At 61.7% G+C, this 19,227-nt stretch carries 21 protein-coding genes and 2 pseudogenes; 13 read left to right on the forward strand and 10 right to left on the reverse strand.

The window, feature by feature from the left end:
• Window positions 1-9: 9 nt before the first annotated feature.
• Window positions 10-411, forward strand: a pseudogene (locus JX613_RS10685) (IS5 family transposase); the annotation flags it as partial.
• A 66-nt stretch (window positions 412-477) separates the two neighbouring features.
• On the opposite strand, the gene JX613_RS10690 reads toward JX613_RS10685, so the two are convergent.
• Both JX613_RS10690 and JX613_RS19900 read right to left on the reverse strand, forming a co-directional pair.
• Window positions 478-1,746, reverse strand: a complete 1,269-nt coding sequence (locus JX613_RS10690; RefSeq protein ID WP_207101449.1) for an IS256 family transposase — start codon at window positions 1,744-1,746, stop codon at window positions 478-480.
• A 136-nt stretch (window positions 1,747-1,882) separates the two neighbouring features.
• Window positions 1,883-2,081, reverse strand: a pseudogene (locus tag JX613_RS19900) (transposase); the annotation flags it as partial.
• A 355-nt stretch (window positions 2,082-2,436) separates the two neighbouring features.
• On the opposite strand from JX613_RS19900, the gene JX613_RS10700 reads away from it, so the two are divergent.
• Entirely contained in the window at window positions 2,437-3,318 is an 882-nt protein-coding gene (locus JX613_RS10700) for a recombinase family protein (protein WP_207101450.1), read from the forward strand.
• A gap of 134 nt (window positions 3,319-3,452) precedes the next feature.
• Window positions 3,453-5,033: an FAD/NAD(P)-binding protein gene (locus tag JX613_RS10705; RefSeq protein ID WP_207101451.1), complete on the forward strand. Its 1,581-nt coding sequence runs from the start codon at window positions 3,453-3,455 to the stop codon at window positions 5,031-5,033.
• Window positions 5,034-5,111: 78 nt separating this feature from the next.
• Here the strand turns inward: JX613_RS10705 and JX613_RS10710 are convergent, their stop codons facing one another.
• Entirely contained in the window at window positions 5,112-5,507 is a 396-nt protein-coding gene (locus tag JX613_RS10710; RefSeq protein WP_207101452.1) for a BLUF domain-containing protein, read from the reverse strand.
• Between the two features lie 117 nt (window positions 5,508-5,624).
• On the opposite strand from JX613_RS10710, the gene JX613_RS10715 reads away from it, so the two are divergent.
• Window positions 5,625-6,035 (forward strand): response regulator, encoded by a 411-nt coding sequence (locus tag JX613_RS10715; protein WP_207101453.1) that lies wholly within the window; start codon window positions 5,625-5,627, stop codon window positions 6,033-6,035.
• A gap of 11 nt (window positions 6,036-6,046) precedes the next feature.
• Entirely contained in the window at window positions 6,047-6,892 is an 846-nt protein-coding gene (locus JX613_RS10720) for a VOC family protein (RefSeq protein ID WP_207101454.1), read from the forward strand.
• Between the two features lie 541 nt (window positions 6,893-7,433).
• Here JX613_RS10720 and JX613_RS10725 read toward each other — a convergent pair.
• On the reverse strand, window positions 7,434-8,495 hold the full coding sequence (locus tag JX613_RS10725) for a hypothetical protein (RefSeq protein ID WP_207101455.1): 1,062 nt from the start codon (window positions 8,493-8,495) through the stop codon (window positions 7,434-7,436).
• A 405-nt stretch (window positions 8,496-8,900) separates the two neighbouring features.
• Between JX613_RS10725 and JX613_RS10730 the strand changes: the two genes are divergently transcribed.
• Entirely contained in the window at window positions 8,901-9,593 is a 693-nt protein-coding gene (locus JX613_RS10730; RefSeq protein ID WP_207101456.1) for a type 1 glutamine amidotransferase domain-containing protein, read from the forward strand.
• A gap of 121 nt (window positions 9,594-9,714) precedes the next feature.
• Here the strand turns inward: JX613_RS10730 and JX613_RS10735 are convergent, their stop codons facing one another.
• Entirely contained in the window at window positions 9,715-10,380 is a 666-nt protein-coding gene (locus tag JX613_RS10735) for an ArsR/SmtB family transcription factor (RefSeq protein ID WP_207101457.1), read from the reverse strand.
• 70 nt (window positions 10,381-10,450) lie between these two features.
• On the opposite strand from JX613_RS10735, the gene JX613_RS10740 reads away from it, so the two are divergent.
• The 6 genes from JX613_RS10740 (at window position 10,451) to JX613_RS10765 (ending at window position 13,360) form a co-directional block, all read left to right on the forward strand.
• Window positions 10,451-10,774, forward strand: coding sequence for an NIPSNAP family protein (locus JX613_RS10740; protein WP_207101458.1), 324 nt, complete (start codon window positions 10,451-10,453; stop codon window positions 10,772-10,774).
• Window positions 10,771-11,169, forward strand: a complete 399-nt coding sequence (locus JX613_RS10745; protein WP_207101459.1) for an antibiotic biosynthesis monooxygenase family protein — start codon at window positions 10,771-10,773, stop codon at window positions 11,167-11,169. The genes JX613_RS10740 and JX613_RS10745 overlap by 4 nt, the downstream gene beginning before the upstream one ends.
• Before the next feature lie 431 nt (window positions 11,170-11,600).
• Complete coding sequence (locus JX613_RS10750) at window positions 11,601-11,810, forward strand: cold-shock protein (protein ID WP_207101460.1); 210 nt, start codon at window positions 11,601-11,603, stop codon at window positions 11,808-11,810.
• Window positions 11,811-11,926: 116 nt separating this feature from the next.
• On the forward strand, window positions 11,927-12,115 hold the full coding sequence (locus tag JX613_RS10755; protein ID WP_207101461.1) for a hypothetical protein: 189 nt from the start codon (window positions 11,927-11,929) through the stop codon (window positions 12,113-12,115).
• 69 nt (window positions 12,116-12,184) lie between these two features.
• Window positions 12,185-12,562: a DUF6481 family protein gene (locus JX613_RS10760; protein ID WP_237168503.1), complete on the forward strand. Its 378-nt coding sequence runs from the start codon at window positions 12,185-12,187 to the stop codon at window positions 12,560-12,562.
• A 633-nt stretch (window positions 12,563-13,195) separates the two neighbouring features.
• Window positions 13,196-13,360, forward strand: a complete 165-nt coding sequence (locus JX613_RS10765; protein ID WP_207101462.1) for a hypothetical protein — start codon at window positions 13,196-13,198, stop codon at window positions 13,358-13,360.
• Between the two features lie 307 nt (window positions 13,361-13,667).
• On the opposite strand, the gene JX613_RS10770 is transcribed toward JX613_RS10765, so the two are convergent.
• On the reverse strand, window positions 13,668-14,054 hold the full coding sequence (locus JX613_RS10770) for a response regulator (protein ID WP_207101463.1): 387 nt from the start codon (window positions 14,052-14,054) through the stop codon (window positions 13,668-13,670).
• A gap of 17 nt (window positions 14,055-14,071) precedes the next feature.
• Complete coding sequence (locus JX613_RS10775; RefSeq protein WP_207101464.1) at window positions 14,072-15,061, reverse strand: HWE histidine kinase domain-containing protein; 990 nt, start codon at window positions 15,059-15,061, stop codon at window positions 14,072-14,074.
• A 155-nt stretch (window positions 15,062-15,216) separates the two neighbouring features.
• On the opposite strand from JX613_RS10775, the gene JX613_RS10780 reads away from it, so the two are divergent.
• Window positions 15,217-16,233 carry a sensor histidine kinase gene (locus tag JX613_RS10780; RefSeq protein ID WP_207101465.1) on the forward strand — a complete coding sequence of 339 codons (1,017 nt, stop codon included), beginning with the start codon at window positions 15,217-15,219 and terminating at the stop codon, window positions 16,231-16,233.
• Between the two features lie 1,172 nt (window positions 16,234-17,405).
• Here JX613_RS10780 and JX613_RS10785 read toward each other — a convergent pair.
• The 3 genes from JX613_RS10785 to JX613_RS10795 all read right to left on the reverse strand — a co-directional run bounded on the left by JX613_RS10785 (window position 17,406) and on the right by JX613_RS10795 (window position 19,151).
• On the reverse strand, window positions 17,406-17,672 hold the full coding sequence (locus tag JX613_RS10785; protein WP_207101466.1) for a hypothetical protein: 267 nt from the start codon (window positions 17,670-17,672) through the stop codon (window positions 17,406-17,408).
• Window positions 17,669-18,280, reverse strand: coding sequence for a ParA family protein (locus tag JX613_RS10790; protein WP_207101467.1), 612 nt, complete (start codon window positions 18,278-18,280; stop codon window positions 17,669-17,671). Before JX613_RS10790 ends, JX613_RS10785 begins: the two co-directional genes overlap by 4 nt.
• A gap of 103 nt (window positions 18,281-18,383) precedes the next feature.
• A complete protein-coding gene (locus tag JX613_RS10795; protein ID WP_207101468.1) occupies window positions 18,384-19,151 on the reverse strand; it encodes a replication initiation protein in 768 nt (255 codons plus the stop codon).
• Between the last annotated feature and the right edge of the window lie 76 nt (window positions 19,152-19,227).

The raw sequence follows: 19,227 nt of genomic DNA on the forward strand, positions 1-19,227 counted from the left end.
CAGTTCAGGGACCTTCTCGACCAAATCCCGGAAGACCAGGAGATCGGCAGCGTTACGGCTGATGGCGCCTACGACACCCGCAAATGCCACGATGCAATCGCAGACCGCGGCGCCCACGCTGTCATCCCGCCCCGCAAGAACGCCAAACCGTGGAAGACCGTCACCGCCGGCGCGGTCGCACGAAACGAAGCCCTGCGCGCCTCCAAATACCTCGGCCGTGCCCTCTGGCGACGATGGAGTGGATACCATCGCCGGAGCCGCGTCGAGACAAAGATGCATTGTGTGAAACTGCTGGGGCAGCGCCTCATGGCACGGGACTTCGACCGACAGGTCGCGGAACTCCAGGTCCGTATCGCCGTTCTGAACGGCTACACCGCGCTCGGAATCCCTGTCACAGAGGCCGTGGGATAGGTCTGTCCGGGGAAAGGGAAACCCCGGCCATCAGCAGATTTGTGCAACAGAGCCGACGCGGCCTAATCAAGCGGCGCGATTTTCGGCGACGCTCGCGGCGACACCGTCGGTGAATGTGACGCCTTCGATGACCAAAGGCAACTGGTTCGCCCCCTTCAGGCGGCGCCACGTTTTGGCGGCAGCCTGAACGAGCTTGAACACCATCAGCTTCGCCGTCTTCTGCGAGAGCGCACCCTTGGTTCGCACGGTCCGGTGCCGAACGGTAGCGAAGACACTTTCAATCGGGTTTCCCGTGCGCAGGTGATCCCAGTGATCGGCCGGGAAGTCGTAAAAGGCGAGCAACGCTTCGCGGTCCTTGGTCAGGCAGGTCACTGCCTTCTCGTACTTGGCGCCGTATTTCTCGGCAAAGGTGTTCAACGCAGTTGCCGCTGCGGCGCGGGTTTCGGCCTGCCAGATCTCGCGCAGGTCGGCCTTCACCGCCGGCTGCATGGATTTCGGGAACTTGTTGAGCACGTTGGCGGTCTTGTGAACCCAGCATCTTTGATGGCGCGTGCTCGGAAAGACCTCGTCAAGCGCCTTCCAGAACCCCATGGCCCCATCGCCGACGGCAATCTCGGGCGGAACCCCGAGGCCGCGTGCCTTGATGTCGACCAGGAGCTCGCGCCAGCTTTGTGCGCTCTCGCGCACGCCGACCTGGAAGCCGACGAGCTCCTTTTTCCCTTCGGGCGTTGCCCCCAGAATAACCAGCATGCATTCGGCCTGCGGCTCCATCCGAGCCTGCAGGTAGACACCGTCTGCCCAGATGTAGACATACCGCCGGGCCGAGAGATTGCGGCGCTGCCAGCGGTCGTAATCCTGCTGCCACTCCCCGGTCAGGCGCGAGATCACATCCGGCGACAGGTTGGGCGCGTCTTTCCCCAAGATCGCGGCCAGCACCTCCTGGAAATCTCCCATCGAGATGCCACGCAGGTAGAGGACCGGCAGGAGAGCATCGAGGCTGCGCGAACGCCGCGCCCATTTCGGCAGGATCGCAGAGGTGAAGCGGATCTTCTTCTCGGCCGGCTGATCGGTGGCGCGGTCGCGCACCTTCGGGCGCTGTACGTCGAGCGCACCGATTCCGGTCAGGATGCTGCGCTCCGGCCCGTAACCGTGCCGGACAACCCGCTGGCGGCCGTCTGGCAGGATCTCTTCGGCATGTTGCGCGACGAAGGCGTCGGCCTCGGCCCGTAGCGCGGCAGCCAGCATCCGGCGTGCCCCATCGCGAGCGATCTCGGTCAGCGGGTCCTCAACAGATTCCGGCTGACGAAGGGGGATGATGTCTGTAGTCTTCTCCATGGCTTATCGTTCCTTTTGGAAGTTCTGGCAGGCTTCAGCACCCGCCACGATACGCCGCCCTCTCAAACCCCGTCACCCATTTCCCCGCATAGCTCAGATCGCGGGATGGCTGGCTGAACGTCAGTAAGGGCGTGTTTCAAAACCATTTGCTTAGGGCTCGAAAGCAGATGATGGCGCATGCCAGAGTAGTAAGGCGATGTGGATGTCGGCCGCCGGTCGTATCTCACGGTGAGGCGGCGGAAGCGGGATAGCCAAGCGAACGTGCGCTCGACAACCCAGCAGTGCTTTGCAAGATGGCTGCTGCTTTTGATGCCCTTTCGAGCGATCCTTGTGCTTGATGCTGCCCCCGGAAATCTAACCCGGTTACCCCTTACCCCCTGCCCTCCTCGAATCAACGATGCACGTTCGTGTGTCTTCATGACCGCCATTGATGGTTTTAGTGCGGTTTACCGCGACAGCTTCTGAAGCAGCACTGCTAGGTGGGAAAGAGGTCCCGATTTGGAGCAGGCAAGGTGCGGAAGAGCCAAAAGCTAGGGGGTTGGTAGACAGCAGCAGCGCAAGGATACGCTACATCTTTTACCTAACCCGACGAGGAAAAGACCTCTATTAAGCGCTCATCAAACGGCCGTTTCCCCGCATCCCACGAATGTGTATGACAGAGCGCGCCCATGGCAAAAGGAGAGCCCGTCCATGCCTCTGATCGGCTATGCCCGCGTCTCGACCGGCGAACAGACGCTTGATCCGCAGCGGCTGGAGTTGCGTGCAGCCGGCTGTGCCGTCATCCACGAGGAGCACGCCTCGGGCGCCGACCGCACCCGCCCTGCCCTGGCGCGGCTGCTGGCGACGATCCGGCCCGGAGAGACGCTGGTGGTGGTCCGCCTTGACCGGCTGGCGCGTTCGCTGAGCCATCTATTGCAGGTGATCGAGACGCTGGAGGCCAAGGGCGCGCATTTCCGGTCCTTGGGCGATCCGATCGACACCACCACGGCACAAGGCAAGTTCAGCCTGCAGGTGATGGGGGCGGTTGCGGAACTGGAACGCGCGCTGATCCGAGAGCGGACCAAGGCCGGGCTGCGCGCCGCGCGCGCCCAGGGGCGGGTCGGCGGCAATCCGGCGCTGAAGGCAGGCGATCGCGAGGCAATCCGCAAGCTGAGCGCCGCCCGGGACGAGACCTACTTCCAGAAGCTCGAAGCCTCGGCCGACACCTGGCTGCCTCTGGTGCGCCGGCACCGGTCCGGAATTGCCTGGGACGATCTGACCCGGCTTCTGGGCAGCCGCACCAGGCAGCCCTTGACGCTCGAGCGGCTGAAGCGCGCCGCCCGTCGCTATGTCCGCGACGGGCTTTTGCCTGCGACGGTGCTGGACCGCGCCCCGCGCCGCACGGCGGATGACCGGCTGCTGGCCATCATGGCCGGGATGCGCCATGCCGATCCCGACCTGACGCTGGCGGCCATTGCCAAGCGGCTGGAGGACATGCGCGAACGCACTCCGCGAGGCAGTTCGAAGTGGTATCCGTCGTCCGTGCGGTCGCTGCTGTTGCGAGCCGAGCGGCTAGGCCTGATCACGGCCTAGACCGCTGCTGGATGAGCTGAACACGTAAGTGGTTCTTTCCTAAAGCTGGTTAAGGCAAAGCCTGCTCGATGAGCTTGCATCCCAGGAACCGGATCATTCGAGTGGCGTTCGGGCGAGCGCTCTGGAGGATGAAGATGATGAAGGTTGCCATTGTCGGCACGGGTCCCACCGGCATCTATAGCCTTCAGCAGCTTCTGGCCACCGGGCGACAATTGGCGGTCACGCTGTTCGAGAAGGGCGAAAGAGCCGGCATCGGCATGCCCTACTCCCCTGAACATGCGGGCAAGTTCATGTTGGCCAATATCGCCAGCATTGAAATCCCGCCGGTGGTGGAACCTTACCTGGACTGGCTGCAGGCCCAGCCCGAAGCGCGCCTGGTTTCCTTTGGACTGGAGCCCGAGGATCTCGACGATCGCCAGTTCACTCCCCGGCTTCTTCTGGGCGAGTATTATCGCGCTCAGCTCCTGGCGCTTGTCGAAAGGGCTCGGGAAGGCGGGCATCAGATCGACATCCAGGAGAGCACCGAGGTGCTGGACATCCTGCCGCACCAGGAGGTGCTTCAGGTGAAGACCGTCAAGGGGTGGCACGGTCCTTATGATCGGGTGATCCTGGCCACGGGACATGATTTCCCGGACGAAGACGAGGCCACCCGCAGCTATTACCCCAGCCCTTGGTCGGGTCTGATCGAAGCCTCCATCCCTGCGGTGCCGGTCGGCATCATGGGCACCTCGCTGAGTTCAATCGACGCCGCCATGGCGGTGGCAAACCAGCATGGACGGTTCCGCCGGAGGGGTGACGACCTTTGCTTCGACATCGCACCTGACACAGGGCTACACATCACCCTCATGTCACGCTCGGGCATTCTGCCCGAAGCTGACTTCTATTGTCCCATCCCCTACCAGCCGCTGTCGGTCCTGACCGACGAGGCGGTGGCACGCTGCGCATCAGGGTCCTGCCCGCTCGACGCGGTCTTCGATCTTGTGCGGGCCGAGATCCTCCATGTTGATCCGGCTTTCGCGCTGCGGATCGGCCTGGCAGGCCTGGATGCCGACAGCTTCGCATCCGCCTATTTCGCGGCAAGGGAGGCCGCCGATCCTTTCCGTTGGGCGCGCAAGAACCTCGAGGAGGTAGAGCGGAACAAGGCGGACAAGGTCACTGTTCCCTGGCGCTACGCCCTGCTGCGGATGCATGAGAAGGTCGAGGCCATCGTCTCGGAACTGCCCGAGGCTGATCGCGAGCGGTTCGATGCGGGCCTCAAGAAGGTGTTTGTCGACAACTATGCCGCTGTGCCATCCGAATCCATCCGCCGGCTGCTGGCCCTTCGCGATGCCGGGGTCCTGTCGGTTCTCGCGCTTGGCGAGGATTACGACCTGAAGCGCGAACCCTCGCGGACCCGCATCAAGACGCAAACGGACGAGCATGTGTTCGAAGTCTTCATCGATGCACGTGGCCAGAAGGCGCTGACCAGCAACGACATGCCTTTCCCGTCTCTCCGCGAGGCATTGCTGCAGGCAGGCCAAGAGGTGCCCGAGGTGGCCGAGGATTACAGCCTGATCGACGTGCCGGGCTATGCCGGGCGGCTGACCTTGGCCTCGATCCCCTATCTCATGCACGACCGGCCCTTCGTGCAGGGGATAACGGCCTGCCACGACATTGCCGCAGCGATCGCGGTGGGTGCGGCAAAAGGCAGGCGACGGCGGCTGGCGGCAGCGTGAAAGGCACTTGCCGGTCCCCAAGGCTTGGCAGTGTTCTCAACCGCAGACCTTTAGTAGGCCCAAACGGCCTTTGAGGTCCTATTTCTGCCGTTCAGCACAGGCCTTCATGAACGCCAGAATATCGGTCGCCCGCGGCGGGTGAAGAGGTGCATCGTGATCGGCCGCCCAGTCGAAAAGCGATGTCGTCTTCGAGTTGCCATAGCCCATCGACCAAGTCGGAAAGCTGCGGGTTTCCGTCTGCTGCCGGTCCAGGACCTCGACACCACCATGCCGATCGTCTGACTGGATCCTGTCGAAGGCCTTCAGGACTTCAGCTTCCGGACCCTCGAGCCACTGGTAATAGATGTCGCTTTCCCGGTGCAGGAAGCCGGTCAAACCCGCTGCCGTATTCTTGAGTCGCGATGTGACCAGAATATCTCGCTCGGCAGCCCCTCCCTTCGGCGTAAGCGCCTCACTGCGATAAAGGATTGCCATGTATCTCATCCGCATGACGTCACCGGCATTTTTGCGCGTGTCAAGTAACATGTGAATTGCCGGAACTCCTGCCAGTCCGCAGTCCTTTTGCCCGTGAACAAGCAAGGATCAGGCGGAATGGACCGGCACAGCCCTTATGCCCTCGTGGCAGACGATGACACGCTCATCCGCATGGATGCCTGCGAGATCCTGAAGGAGGCGGGCTTTCGCTGTCACGACGCCGCAACGGCAGAGCAGGCCGTCGAGCTTCTCGGCAGTTTCGGTCAGAACATCCAACTGCTCTTCACGGACGTGAGCATGCCGCCGGGCAAGATGACCGGGTTTGAGCTGGCGCGGCACTGTGCGCAGAACTGGCCGCATATCGGCATCCTTGTGGCCTCGGGTGGACCTCCGCCCGGTCCTGGGGACATGCCAGACGGTGCCCTCTTCATCAGCAAGCCCTTTACACCCGATGTCGTTCGGGAGCACCTCCTGAAGATCTTGCCCGAAGGACAGCGGCCGGAACCGCTTGAAAAGGGTGCGGACTGAAGGAGCCCGCGATGCGCCATATCGATCATGTCGTGGTTGCGGTCCGGGATCTGGACGGGGCCGCCGATCTTTACGCCCGGTTGGGCTTTCAGGTCGGACCACACAACCGCCATCCCTGGGGAACCGAGAACCGGATCATCCAGTTCCGGCAGTCGTTCATCGAACTGATCACGGCTCCCGCGGATGCGGACATTCCGCCGCATGCTCCGGGCCATTTCAGCTTCGGCGCGTTTGTGCGCGATTACCTGCAGCGGCGCGAAGGACTGGCGATGCTGGTGCTGAGCAGCACCGATGCCGCGGCCGATGCCGCGCGCTTCGCGCAAGAAGGCATCGGGGACTTCGCCCCTTTCCGGTTCGAGCGGACCGGCAGGCGCCCCGATGGCAGCGCCACCCATGTCGCCTTCAGCCTGGCCTTTGCCGTCGACAGCCAGGCACCCGACCTTGGCTTCTTCACCTGCCAGCAGCATTTCCCCGAGGCTTTCTGGAACGAGGCCTGGCAACGCCATCCGAACGGCGCAACCGCCATCACGGGCGTCACCATTGCCGCGCCGCATCCGCAAGATCACGCTGGCTTTCTGTTGGCCTTCACTGGATCGCCGACGACGGATCCGATGCAGGTTTCCTTGGTCGGGGGCGCAATCACCGTGCGCCCGGGCACAGCGCCGACCTTTGTCGGCTTCGACGTCCAGGTGCCGGACCTGGAAGCCGTGGCGCGAAATCTCAGCGCCTCAGGGATTGCGTTTACCCAGCAGGCAGAAGAAGTGGCTGTTGAAGCCGAGGTTCTTCATGGTGTCAGACTGTCTTTTGCCTGCCAGTCAACCTTCCCAAACGTGACCTCGACAAAGGATGCAGTCTGATCCTTTCGCGTAGCGTCGATGTCTCAGCCATCGGATGGTAAATCCGCACCGAAGCCCCCGTCCCCCCACACGCGATCACACCCGATGGCCGAGGCTGAAATGGAAAGCCCGGCGCAGGAACGCCGGGCATCAGAGGAGGGAGAGAAGAAGAAATTGTGACCGCACCCGCCGGCCAGTGGGCTTCGGGGTGATGAACGCGTGGCCGTGGTCGCGGTTCCGCTGGAAAACGGGGCGGCTCTGTCGGCGCGCAGGATTGCCGCTGTTCAGCCAGCCTTCAGGTGCATGAAGTCGATCACCAGGATCTGGGCCTCCTGTTCGCCTTGAGCCCGCGCAAGGAGCATTCATGCAAATCCGCCCTGCGGCTCGAACGATAGATAACGTCTCTCCCTCTCTCGAAATACGGAAGCACTCTCCGGGAATGGCATACCGATAGCACGTTCCGGCTGTAGAAATCTGTTGTCTTGCCTCTCCAGGGTTGTTAGCCATCACATCGACGAAGGCAAGAACCGAAGGCCCGCCCTGCCAGGCGGGTCTTTTTTGTTCACAGAATGGCGCGCGCCACGCGGATCATCTGAAGCAGCTCATAATTCCTGTCGTTCAGCCGAACGACCTGTCCGTTCACAACGGCATAGTTCTCATCGTCGCCCAGCTGCGGCAGACGGTAGACGCTGGCCAGTTCATCCGGGGTCAGGGCTGCTGTCGGGGCAATCGGCACTCCTGCCGCAAGCTCGGGCACCTGTGCCATCTGGTTCACCAAGAGCAGCGCGTCGTAATCCTCTCGGTCAAGCAGAACCGGCATTCCGTCTATCAAGGCGTAACGGTGACCATCTGGTGCGGGATCAAGGTCAAAGAGCGTCGCAATCTGGTCCGATTGCAAAAGCAGAAGCTCAGGGTCGGGATCGAGCTGGGCTTCAGACCTGAGCCATTCATCGCGGCGCTCGACCCAGATCCTGTCGTGGTCATCCCCATCATACGACGCCCACTCCTCGTAGGTCACACCTTCCCTGGCCAAGCCGGGCGGGACGCAAGGTGGATCCTTCCTGGCAAGGCCCGGCGGACAGTTGCGGTAGGCAATCAGCTCATCGTCAGGGATATCGGCGACGAGCAGTTGAGGTGTGACCACTGCAAGCGCTGTCGCGGCCAGGAGGCGTTTCATGTCCCGCCCGTCAGGAGCCGGGGTCGACAGGATGCGACCCAGCACCTCTTCGCGCTCTGCCGCGGCAAACACGCGGCGGCCGTTTCCCTGTCCGTGCGATGCATGCTCGGCAGCCTTGCCGTTCGTCTTGAGCTTCGGCCCACCAGCATGATCGGACTTTCCGGCGCGACCGGCGGGATGATCCCTCCCCTTCCCTGCCCCGGGCTGTTCGTTGCGGCCATGGGCCCTGTCGGAACCGCGGTTGCCGTGGCCGGCATTGCCATGGCTCTTCCCCATCGCCTTGCCGTTACCCTGCCCCTTGCCGTTGTTGTCCCTGGCCAGCCAGAGACGTTCCATGGACGTGGCTTCCAGGGGTGCAAGAGGGCCCCAGGTCTGGATCGGGTCGGCAGCCAGATGTGTCGATGTCAGAGCGAGCGCCACGGCGCTGCTGATCAGGAACGTATTCATGTCGGACGCCTTTCTTTCGACAAGATCAACATGGCACTCCGGCAACGCGTTCCCTGCGCCCTGGAGCCAAGGAAAGGGAGCGTGCCAAACCTGTCCTGGTCGGCCGTGGGACGACCCTGACCGACAAGCGGCAGAGCTTATCGGAAAGGTCCTGACGGATTTCGGCCATAACCAACATCGCGCCGAGAGGACCCTGGAGCGTCCCGCTGAAACGCCCGGCACTGCCAAGGCCAGCATTGTCGCGACCACCAGGAACAGGAACAGGAACTGCACGGCGCACGAAGCGTTCCTGACACCGATCAGCGAAAGACCTTGGAATGAAGCGGGGCCGACACATGCACTCACCGCAACGCCCTGTCATCGAGAGGATGGTCTTCGAGCAGGCAAAGAAGGGAACAGCGTATAATGAAGATCCTCATGGTTCTCACTTCTCATGATCAACTGGGAAACACCGGCAAGAAGACCGGCTTCTGGCTGGAGGAGCTTGCTGCACCCTACTACGTCTTCAAGGATGCAGGTGCCGAGATCGTGCTGGCATCTCCAAAGGGCGGCCAGCCGCCGCTCGACCCCAAGAGCAACGAGCCTGACTCCAGGACAGACGCAACCAACCGCTTCGAGGCCGACGCCGAGGCCCAGGCAAAGCTGGCTTCGACGGAAAAGCTGTCGGCCATCAACCCGCATGACTTCGATGGCATCTTCTATCCAGGCGGCCATGGTCCGCTCTGGGACCTTGCCGAGGATCCTGCCTCGATCTCGCTGATCGAGACGTTCATTGGTGCTGACAAACCCGTTGCCCTGGTCTGCCACGCCCCGGGCGTTTTGCGGCATGTGAAGGGTCAAGACGGCAAGCCGCTTGTCCAAGGCAAGGAGGTCACGGGCTTTACGAACACCGAAGAGGAAGCCGTGGGTCTCACCCGGATCGTTCCCTTCCTCGTGGAGGACGAACTGGCCGCAAAAGGCGGACGCTTCACTCGGGCAGACGACTGGGCTTCTTATGTGGTGCAGGACGGCCTTCTGATCACCGGTCAGAACCCGGGGTCGTCCCAAGAAACGGCGCAGCGGCTTCTGAGCGCCCTGAAGAACTCGCAGAACAGCTGATCAGCAGAGGGCGAAAAGGAAAGTGACCCAGCCTGCACACGGATGCCTTCGTGGTGCGGTCACATCCTCAACGCCGGTCGCAAACTGCCTGACGCGGACAGAGCTACCGGCGGCGTCTGCTTCACCTCAGCCATTCACCAAACCGTCTTTCCCCTTCCGGATGGAAGACGATCACCCGCGATGCAGGCAGGCGGCGCGCCCATGACACGGCAAGAATACGATCGAGCACGGCCTTCCCGAGCCGTCCGGCCAGGTGATGCCGCCGCTGGCTCCAGTCAAGGCAGGCGCGGCAAAGCGGACGGTTGCTGGAAGGCAAGTCACCTTGCTGCAGCCCCAGGACAGCCAGCTTCGTCCATCCCTTGTCCGTCACGTCCAGATCGCGGCCGAGCCAGCCCTCCTCCAGCATCCGGTCATAGAGCATGACGCCCTTCTCTCCGGCCAGGTGATCGTAGCAGATCCGTGCCTTGCGGAGGGTGAGGTCCTTGGGACCTGTGCGGAGTGGGGGAACGGCATCGCTGGAGAAGACCATCAGCGCTTCCAGAAGCGCAGCCACATGGGAACCCGCCAGCCGGAAGTAGCGGTGCCGCCCCTGCGCATCGGCGACCAGGACCTCGCTCTCGACCAGCTTGGCCAGATGGCTGCTGGCGGTCTGCTTGGTGATCCCGCCAACACTTGCCAGCTCGGTTGCGGTCAGGGCGCGCCCGTCCATCAGGGCCAGCAGCATGGCGCTGCGGACAGGATCGGCAACCAGGGCGGCGATGCGGGCAATCTCGGGACCTTCCCTCATGGTTCGACGCTAATCGAACCATCCCGCGACGGCAATCGGTTAGCAGGAAGGACAGCATGAAGGGGGAGCCATGATCACCTGCATCATCACCTATGATATCGACCCGAACCGGCGCGAGCTGTTTGACCAATACGCCCAGACCTGGGGCCAGTGCATTCCCCGCTGCGGCGCTGATCTGGTCGGATACTTCGCCCCGCACGAAGGCTCGGCAAGCACCGCCTATGGCATCTACTCGCTGCCGTCCCTGGCCGAATACGAGACCTATCGCGCAAAGCTTGCTGCTGATCCCCTGGGTCGGCAGAATTATGACTTCGCCCGGCGCGAGGGCTTCATCCGCCGCGAGGACCGGCTGTTTGTCAGACTGGCCTCGGCACCCCATGGTGACCGTGCATGATCGCCGTCATCTTCGAGGCCTGGGTGCCCGGCGAAGCCCAGGAGGAATATCTGGAGCTTGCCGCCAAGTTGCGGCCCCTGCTGGCCGATGTCGACGGGTTCATCTCCATCGAGCGGTTTCAGAGCCTGACCACACCGGGCAAGGTGCTGTCCCTGTCCTTCTGGCGCGACGAGGCAGCCATTGCGCAATGGCGTAATCTGCCCGAGCACCGCCGGGTGCAGGCTGCCGGGCGGGATCACGTGTTTGCCGACTATCGCCTGCGCATCGCCGCTGTCGTTCGCAATTACGACATGACCTCCAGAGATGAGGCACCAGCCGACAGCCGCCTGATCCATGCCGAGGGGAGGCAATCCCCCAATGCTGCGCAAACAGGAGCATTCCAGAACGGCATATAGCTCCGGTGTTTGGACAGCCTATCAGCGGTGTTGAAATCTTCTCGCTGAACCAAGCTGCAGGGTCGCCCTCCTTCTTGGATATGCGTCAGGGCTTCAGAGCGTCCTTTCCAGCGGAGTTCTTGTCGCAGAATGTCCGGATGCGGGCGAGACGGATGGCAGATGCCTGGCCTGGCACATGGTCCACCAGACCAGTCCGGACGCCGTGATGGCAGCGATAGAGGCTACCTCTGGTTGAGTGGAGCTGACAGGGTCATTGACAAACGAGCTGTCCGATCCTATCTGTTGCTTACCGATATTTGTCTGCCGAGCTATGATTGTTGCGCGTTTGGCACCGCGCTCTGAGCTGATCTCCCTTTCAAATTCGCTATGCCTTACCGTCGCGCATGATTGATTGCGCTGCGGTCAACACATCTGCCTTGAAAGGGTTCATCATGACCACCGGCATCGTCAAATGGTTCAATTCCGCCAAAGGCTTCGGCTTCATTCAGCCTGACAACGGCGGCCCGGACGCATTCGTCCACATCTCGGCCGTCGAACGTTCGGGCCTGGGCGAACTCGTCGAAGGCCAGAAGCTGTCCTACGACATGGAGCGCGACCGCAAGTCGGGCAAGATGTCGGCCAGCAACCTGCAGGCTGCATAAGCAGGAGACGTGCCCTTGTCGGATGCGGAACAGATTTCTGCGGGGGGGGCATCTCGAAATCTGGGTCAGGCAACTTGCCTGGCCCTTTTTGTTGCCGCCCTTTTTGTCAGGACAGCATGATGTCGCACCACAAGACGCCGCGCGAGCAGGCTGAACGTCATTTCAGCAAGATCAGCTCACCCGCCACGGCGCGCGAGCGGGCGTTTGAAGAGCGAGACGCGATCAAGGCTGTCCAGGACGAGAAGACCAAAAGACTGCGCGAAGCCCGGCTTGCACGGGACGGGCAGAAGCCCAAGCGGCCATGACCTCCCTGCCCTGCCGGGACATGCCAAGGCTGAACCGGCAATGACACACCCAACACCTGGAACAGAGATTTGAGAACCATCAAGAAGACCGAACTTGCTGAACGTCGTGGCACGGCCACGGAAGCAAGAGCCGCCCTTCTTCAGGCCTACAGGGCTGCCCAGAAAGCCTCGCCTGAGCGCGAAGCCCGGCAGCAGGATCGCATCCGGATTGCCGAGGCGCGGGAAGCCCGCCAAACGGCGCGCGAACAGGCCAAGCGTGAGGAACAGGCTCGTCTGGACGCGGAAGCCCGCGAGCGTGAGGCTGCACTGGCCAAAGCAGCCACAGCTGAGGCCGACGCCCGCGAGCGCGCCGAGAACCAGAGAATCACCCGCGTTCTTGACGATGAAGCCATGCGCAAGGCCATGCGCGACCAGCGTTACGCGGCCCGCAAGGCACGGCGAGGCTGATACGGGAAGCCGCGCCGATCAGGATGTCTGGTCAACTGCCCTGGCCCCGTCGTTCTGGACGGTCCTTCGTGGCCCGAGGGCAATCAGGAAGCCCGCGGCACTTCAGTGACGAGGCCTCTCGCTCATCCGGGCGTAATCCCCTGGGGTCATGATCCGGCAGTTGAAGAGCCTGCCCTCGTCATCCAGATCGCAGATCCACCAGTGTCTTCGGGGAACAAGCGACACCTGGACCAGATGGCGACCCCGCTCGGAATATCGGATCCCGGTCCGAAAGCCACTCGCCTCCTCCGCGCTCTTGACAGCCCGGACCAGGCGTTCGTCCCTCAGTCGGACAGCCTCGCCGTGAGTGATCATGTGTTCCGCTCCGTCAGGTTCCGCCGGCACGGGGGATTCAACTTCCGCGGGTCATTCCTGTTCCCTGGGCTGTGTTTTCTCTCCCGCCACAGGCAGATGGCGAAGATCATGAATTGGGACCGTGAGATCTCAGGAGGCCGTGCCTGCTGCTCCTTGGAAGGCGTGTGACCGACCTGGTCGCGGACCAGCCAACCCAGACCCCGGGTCATCTTCCTGTGGTGATTTGCATTGATGGGGCTGCCATGATCAGGTGAGCGCTCAGCCATGAAAGGGCGTATCATGACGGAAACCGCAGAAGACCGGCAATCGGATGAGATTGTCGCCGCCCGCATCAGGTTCGCATGCAACTCGATGGGCATGTCCGATGTGGAAGGCCAGGACATGGCGCGACGTGCAGTGGCGCTGCGGGCGAAGGCCCACCCCAGGAGGGATCCCGATGACTAGGAACACGGACCGGCACGTCCGCGAAGGGTATGGCACCCTGTTCGAGGCATCTTGCAGGTCTGCGCGGAGGCCGGGCTGACGGAGGAGGCCGCCATGGAGATTGCCGTGAGAACCGTGGAGATCGTGCAGGCGGGAAACATGACGCCCTGGCAAGACGATCACCCCTACTGATGGCTCAGCGATACGATACGATACGAACGTGCGGCACATGGCAGGAGAAGCCTGGTAAGGGCCTGATGGTCATAGGCCGCAGCTGCCAGACAGAACACACCTCGGCCTGGAAGTGCGACGCTCCCGGCACCCTTTCCTACGAAAGCGCCTTTTTCAGCGCGGCCATCAAGCGGGCCTCGGTGACCGGCTTGCGGACATTCTCGACCCCTGCCAGGGCTTCATGATCGGCAAAGGTGGCGTTGTCATAGGCCGAGGAAAGCACGAAAGGGACCCCCAGGCCCCGCAGCCGCCGGGCGACCGGCTCCACCGGCTGGCCGCGCAGGTTGCCGTCAAGCACCGCGGCATCGGGGCGGGTGTCGTCCAGCAGGCGCAAGGCGCCTTCCACGGAGCCGACCGGACCCAGGACGGCATAGCCATTGTCCTCGAGCATCATCTGCACATCCAGGGCGATCATCATCTCGTCCTCGACGACCAGCACGGATACGCAGTCGCCTGGGCGGCATGAAGCGGGCTTGTCAGACATCGGCCAACCGGGAAGCACTACTGGGGAAAGGTCAGATCAGCCACCAAACCGTCTGGACGATAGCTCAGTTCCGCCCGGCCCCTGAGGTCGACCTCGGTGGCAAACCGGATCAGGCGCGTGCCAAAGCCCGTGGTCTCGGGCGGCGAGGCTTCCGGTCCGCCGCTTTCCCGCCAGCGAAGATGCACATGGCGGTGGCCGTCCCTGTCCTCGGCAAGGCTCCAGGCGATGTCCAGCTGCCCGCCGGGAACCGACAAGGCGCCGTGCTTGATCGCATTGGTGGCCAGTTCGTGCAGGATCATCCCCAGGGACATGGCCTGCCTGGGCAGCAGGGCGATGGCCCCCTGCCCGTCCAGGGTGATGGCGCGCGTGTCCCCGAGCCAAGGCTGCATCACCGCATGGACCAGCTGGGCCAGGTCGGCATCGGAGTGCTGGATCGAGACGGCCAGCGATCGGGCCAAGGCATCGAAGCGGCCCAGAAAGTCGTCGCGGTATTCCTCGGCATTGCGCCCCTCGACCTCGGTCCGCCGCGCGATCGCCCGGGTCACCGCCAGAAGGTTCTTGATCCGGTGGCCCAGTTCCCCGATCAGGATGTCCTTGTCTGCCTCGGCCTGCTGACGCTCGGTGGCGTCCACGATGGTCAGAAGCAGGATGCGTTGGCCGCTGTCGGGATGGTTCAGGCGTTGGGCACTGACCAGCATGGTGCGCGGGCCGATCTGGGGAAACGTGGCCCGCACCTCGTAGTCGATGACCGAGGTGCTTCTGGGGATCACCTGCTCCAGCAGAAGGCGCAACTCGGGGATGTTCCATTGACCGTCGCCAAGATCGGCCAAGGCCGTCCCGATCGTCTCGTCCCGGCTGGTCGAGAAGGTCCCGTAAAAGGCCGGGTTGGCGGTCAGGACCCTGAACGCGTCATCCAGCACCACCAGCGGGTCGCGCAGCGTGTTGACGATGCTGACGGCCTGGACATGCGAGCCGCGCAGCACGCGGTAAAGTTCATCAAGATCCATGGCTGCTCCAGCATCCACCTCAGGATGAGGCATAGTCGCTCAAAACCGTATTGAATAAAGATATCTCGGTGATGACGTGTGCGGCAACATGCTCTTGTCTTACGCTGTCGTTTTGGGCTTCGACTGCGGGTGCGCGCTTTCACTGGGATATCACCATGTCGCTTCTGGACGAGAACCTGCAGCAGCACTTCGCGGCAATCGTCGAAGGCTCCAACGATGCGATCGTGGCCAAGGATCTGGGCAGCATCATCCTGAGTTGGAACCCCGCCGCAGAGCGCATGTTCGGCTACTCGGCCAATGAGGTGCTGGGGCGGTCCATCACCCTCATTATCCCCGAGGACCGGCAGCATGAGGAAGTCGACTTCATCAGCCGGTTGCGCCGGGGCGAGCGCATCCAGCACTTCGAGACGATCCGGCGCAAGAAGAACGGCCAGTTGTTTCCGATCTCAGTCAGCATCTCGCCGATCCGCAACAGGCATGGTCAGGTCATCGGCGCCTCCAAGATCGCCCGGGACATCACCGCCCAGCATCGTGCGGCCGAGCAGCAGCGTCTGCTTCTGTCGGAGATGAAGCATCGGGTCGGAAACAGCTTCGCAATCGCCAGTGGCCTCCTGAACCTTTGCAGCCGGCAGACATCCACAGTCGAGGACCTGGTCACCCAGATGCGCGGACGCTTCCTGACCCTGGCTGCTGCCCATTCCCTGACGGCGCCGGGGGCACACGAGGAGAATGCCGCAATCTCCGAAAAGCGGTCCTTGCGCGGACTTCTCGAGGCGATCCTCGAGCCTTTCGCCGGCTCGCTGCCGGTCGACCTGGCCATCGAGGATATCCTGGTCGCCCGGGCTGCCGTCACGCCCCTGGCCCTGGTCTTCTACGAGCTTTGCACGAACGCAGTCAAATACGGGGCGCTGTCCCGCGACACCGGTCGGCTGGCCATCAACACGGAGCGGCAAGGCAATCGGCTGATCATCCACTGGGACGAGACCTTCGCCCCGGAGCATGCAGGGCCAGCCATGCCTGGGCAGGGCTTTGGCACCATCATGTGCGAACTGGCCCTGCAGGACCAGCTGGAGGGATCGTTTTCGCGGCAGTTCACGACCAGCGGCATGCATGCCATCCTGGACGTCAGCTCCGCGCGACTGTCCGCGGATCTTCCCGAGCCCCGCGTCTGACCGATCCAAGCGCCTGTGGTGAGGAGGATGGAAAGAGGAGACGCCGGCGAGCGGAATGGCCAGTTGAGATGTCTTCCCCAGCCGAGTGAAGAGAACTCAGAAACCATCCCCCGTGCTGCTCGGCTGATGGAGGGATTATGCTGCAGATCGCGGCACCCGGCGGCGCTTTCTGCGCAACGGCCAGTGAAAGCTTCAGCATGGGCCGTTGAGATTTAGTTTTCGCTCGCAAATTTATGTAACATACTGCACACGTGCATAATTAATTATCTGTGTTTGTGTGCGTTTGATTATTTGCGCGTTGCCACGGACGCATGCCTATTCAACGGAGCTTCTGGATATCTGCGAACGTCAGCGCGGTTGCGGTCCATGAACGTCTGACCCTCAACTGCAGTCGGTGCTCTGAACCTCGCGCATGCTCAAGAACGATCAGTTTCCTGCCACCGCTTCCGTCAGCCACTCGCACAATCATGAGTCTACTCCCCTACGCAGATGTTTATTTGTGTATCTGCACACTTCCTCAGTTACATGCGTGTTCATCCGAGCTTCTGGATATTTGCGAACATCAGCGCGGTTGTGGTCCAGGAACGTCTGACCCTCAACTGCGGTCGGCGCTCTTAACCGGCGCATGCTCAAGAACGATGAGCTTCCTGCCAACGCTTCCGTCAGCCACTTGCACAGCCGTGAGCATATTCCTCTGCTCAGACAATTGTTTGTGCGTCTGCACATTTCCTCAGTTGCACGAGTGTTCATCCGAGCTTCTGGATGTGTGCGAACAGCAGCGCGGCTGCGGCTTGGGAACGACTGACCTTCAACTGCAGTCGGCCCTCTGAACCGGCGCATGCTCAAGAACGATAAGCTTCCTGCCAACGCTTCGGTCAGCCACTCGCACAGCCGTGAGCATATTCCTCTGCTGAGACAATTGTTTGTGCGTCTGCACACTACCTCAGTTGCACACGTGTTCATCCGAGCTTCTGGATGTGTGCGAACAGCAGCGCGGTTGCGGCTTGGGAACGACTGACCTTCAACTGCAGTCGGCCCTCTGAACCGGCGCATACTCAAGAACGATAAGCTTCCTGCCAACGCTTCGGTCAGCCACTCGCACAGCCGTATTTATACTTCTCTGCACAAATAATTTATTGTGTGTCTGCACACTTCCTCGATTGCACGCGTGCTCATTCGAGCTTCTGAATATCTGCGAACATCAGCGCAATTGAGCGCTCCAAAAACGTCTGCCGATCAATGTCTAGCTCAGCGCAGGCAATTCGGATCTTACGGTAAAGCTCGCCGTCGACCGTCACTGCAATGCGCCGGGCATTTTCGCGTGGAGGAATCGGGGGACGGCCTGGGCCTTTCTTGGCGGCGGCGGAAGGCGGCGGGGCAGGGACCGGCACAGCATCAGCACCTATGTCCAGTGATAGATTGAGTGGCTGCTTTTTCATGCCAGTTCCTTCGTTACATAGTCTACCAAAGCACGAACTTCCTCAGAAGCTGCTGCGTTACCAGTCTCTGCAGCTGTAAGGCCACGCGTGGCTGCTTCTCCATGCGCGACCCTGGCACCTATTAAAGCCGGTGCTACGCGGCCATGTGCAGCCAAGAGGCGCCCTACCTCATCCACAATCCGGGCTCGGGTCGTCCGGGAAAGCACGAATATAAACTCGGCGCCAGCTTCTTTGATTTCGGCCACCGTTGGTCCGACGGCGTCCAAATCATCCTGCGAAGGATGAACCGGCACGAGCACTAGGTCAGCGGAGTGGAGGGCGATGCGGGTCGCCTCGTCCCGAGCGCCAGGAGTGTCAATGATCAGCCAGTCAAATCCCTGTTCCCGAAGCGTATCCACCGCTTTAGCGATTTGGTCGGCGCGCGTCAGACCTGTCACAAGCTGCAGGTCATCAGCCTCGCGCCGCTGCCACCATTTCGTTAGTGAACCTTGTGGATCTAAATCTAACATGGCGACTCGGCCCCGGCTGGTCATCTCCGCTGCAATCGAGCGTGCCAAAGTTGACTTGCCGGACCCCCCTTTTTGCGTTGCAAGCACGATCACGTGCATGGCTGTTCACCTGTTCTTGTGTGCATTCAAATTTCCCCTCGTTTGTTTTTCTGTGCTTTTAACCATATGTGCAGTCTAAAACATGTGCGGCCATTCTTGGTAGTTATACCCCGGGGCTTTCGATCAATGCTTCCGGCAGGGCAGGAGGGAACAACTCGGCTTGCTGTTCCTTCCGAGCCTCCCACTGCGTCTTCATTTCATCTACTGACTTCACCCACCAGCGAAGACGAACCTTTGTCACCTTTCGCCCCACGTGCTCGCAAGGTTCGATGGTGCAGGAGAAGGGGGCAAGCTTGACCACCTCGCTGATCGCGGGATCGATCGCCTTCTGTCGAAGATTGCCGAAACTAGGCAGCTTGCCCTCAGGCACGCCCAACAGATTTCGGAATGCGTCCACTTCGAAATCTTCGTGGAAGACATGGTGTAGCCGGACACGCCTCGACAGCGCTTCATAGAGCGCTAGCCCATACTTGGTTCCAAATGCCTGCAGAGCAGCCAATTCAAGCTTTGCGAACACGACGCTTTCGCGGAGAAGGGGAGCGAGACGCTTGTCAAAGCTATAGGTCAGCATCCCGTGCCGCCGTTCGCTGTCGACCATGTCGTTACCGCCCAGTAACTGCACGCGAGTCGTTCGACCATCGATCCCCCGGACGATGACCACCGTTTTCATCAACGCCTCGATACTGTCGCTGATCCGTTCATTGCCCGCATGAGTGCCGCGCAGCTCTGACAGCGGAATGCAGAAGTCTCGTCCTTCGAAGCCCATATCCGGCCCGAAGGCATTGGCAAGCAAGCGATTATAGAGGCGACGTGCGGCCAACGATAAGCCTGTAGCACCTTGGATATCGATCAGTTCCGCAGGCTTGATCATTTCACCGTCAAGGGGGCGGACTTCAAGGGTCCGGCGTCTATCGTAACTTTTAGGGTGATTTTCCGATTGATCCATG

Origin of the sequence: Paracoccus shandongensis, assembly GCF_017315735.1 — a bacterium.
In the GTDB taxonomy this organism is placed as follows: Bacteria; Pseudomonadota; Alphaproteobacteria; order Rhodobacterales; family Rhodobacteraceae; genus Paracoccus; species Paracoccus shandongensis.

Coding starts and splice junctions, on each gene's coding strand:
- JX613_RS10690 (WP_207101449.1), bottom strand. CDS start 1,746: ATGGAGAAGACTACAGACATCATCCCCCTTCGTCAGCCGGAATCTGTT.
- JX613_RS10700 (WP_207101450.1), top strand. CDS start 2,437: ATGCCTCTGATCGGCTATGCCCGCGTCTCGACCGGCGAACAGACGCTT.
- JX613_RS10705 (WP_207101451.1), top strand. CDS start 3,453: ATGATGAAGGTTGCCATTGTCGGCACGGGTCCCACCGGCATCTATAGC.
- JX613_RS10710 (WP_207101452.1), bottom strand. CDS start 5,507: ATGGCAATCCTTTATCGCAGTGAGGCGCTTACGCCGAAGGGAGGGGCT.
- JX613_RS10715 (WP_207101453.1), top strand. CDS start 5,625: ATGGACCGGCACAGCCCTTATGCCCTCGTGGCAGACGATGACACGCTC.
- JX613_RS10720 (WP_207101454.1), top strand. CDS start 6,047: ATGCGCCATATCGATCATGTCGTGGTTGCGGTCCGGGATCTGGACGGG.
- JX613_RS10725 (WP_207101455.1), bottom strand. CDS start 8,495: ATGAATACGTTCCTGATCAGCAGCGCCGTGGCGCTCGCTCTGACATCG.
- JX613_RS10730 (WP_207101456.1), top strand. CDS start 8,901: ATGAAGATCCTCATGGTTCTCACTTCTCATGATCAACTGGGAAACACC.
- JX613_RS10735 (WP_207101457.1), bottom strand. CDS start 10,380: ATGAGGGAAGGTCCCGAGATTGCCCGCATCGCCGCCCTGGTTGCCGAT.
- JX613_RS10740 (WP_207101458.1), top strand. CDS start 10,451: ATGATCACCTGCATCATCACCTATGATATCGACCCGAACCGGCGCGAG.
- JX613_RS10745 (WP_207101459.1), top strand. CDS start 10,771: ATGATCGCCGTCATCTTCGAGGCCTGGGTGCCCGGCGAAGCCCAGGAG.
- JX613_RS10750 (WP_207101460.1), top strand. CDS start 11,601: ATGACCACCGGCATCGTCAAATGGTTCAATTCCGCCAAAGGCTTCGGC.
- JX613_RS10755 (WP_207101461.1), top strand. CDS start 11,927: ATGATGTCGCACCACAAGACGCCGCGCGAGCAGGCTGAACGTCATTTC.
- JX613_RS10765 (WP_207101462.1), top strand. CDS start 13,196: ATGACGGAAACCGCAGAAGACCGGCAATCGGATGAGATTGTCGCCGCC.
- JX613_RS10770 (WP_207101463.1), bottom strand. CDS start 14,054: ATGTCTGACAAGCCCGCTTCATGCCGCCCAGGCGACTGCGTATCCGTG.
- JX613_RS10775 (WP_207101464.1), bottom strand. CDS start 15,061: ATGGATCTTGATGAACTTTACCGCGTGCTGCGCGGCTCGCATGTCCAG.
- JX613_RS10780 (WP_207101465.1), top strand. CDS start 15,217: ATGTCGCTTCTGGACGAGAACCTGCAGCAGCACTTCGCGGCAATCGTC.
- JX613_RS10785 (WP_207101466.1), bottom strand. CDS start 17,672: ATGAAAAAGCAGCCACTCAATCTATCACTGGACATAGGTGCTGATGCT.
- JX613_RS10790 (WP_207101467.1), bottom strand. CDS start 18,280: ATGCACGTGATCGTGCTTGCAACGCAAAAAGGGGGGTCCGGCAAGTCA.
- JX613_RS10795 (WP_207101468.1), bottom strand. CDS start 19,151: ATGATCAAGCCTGCGGAACTGATCGATATCCAAGGTGCTACAGGCTTA.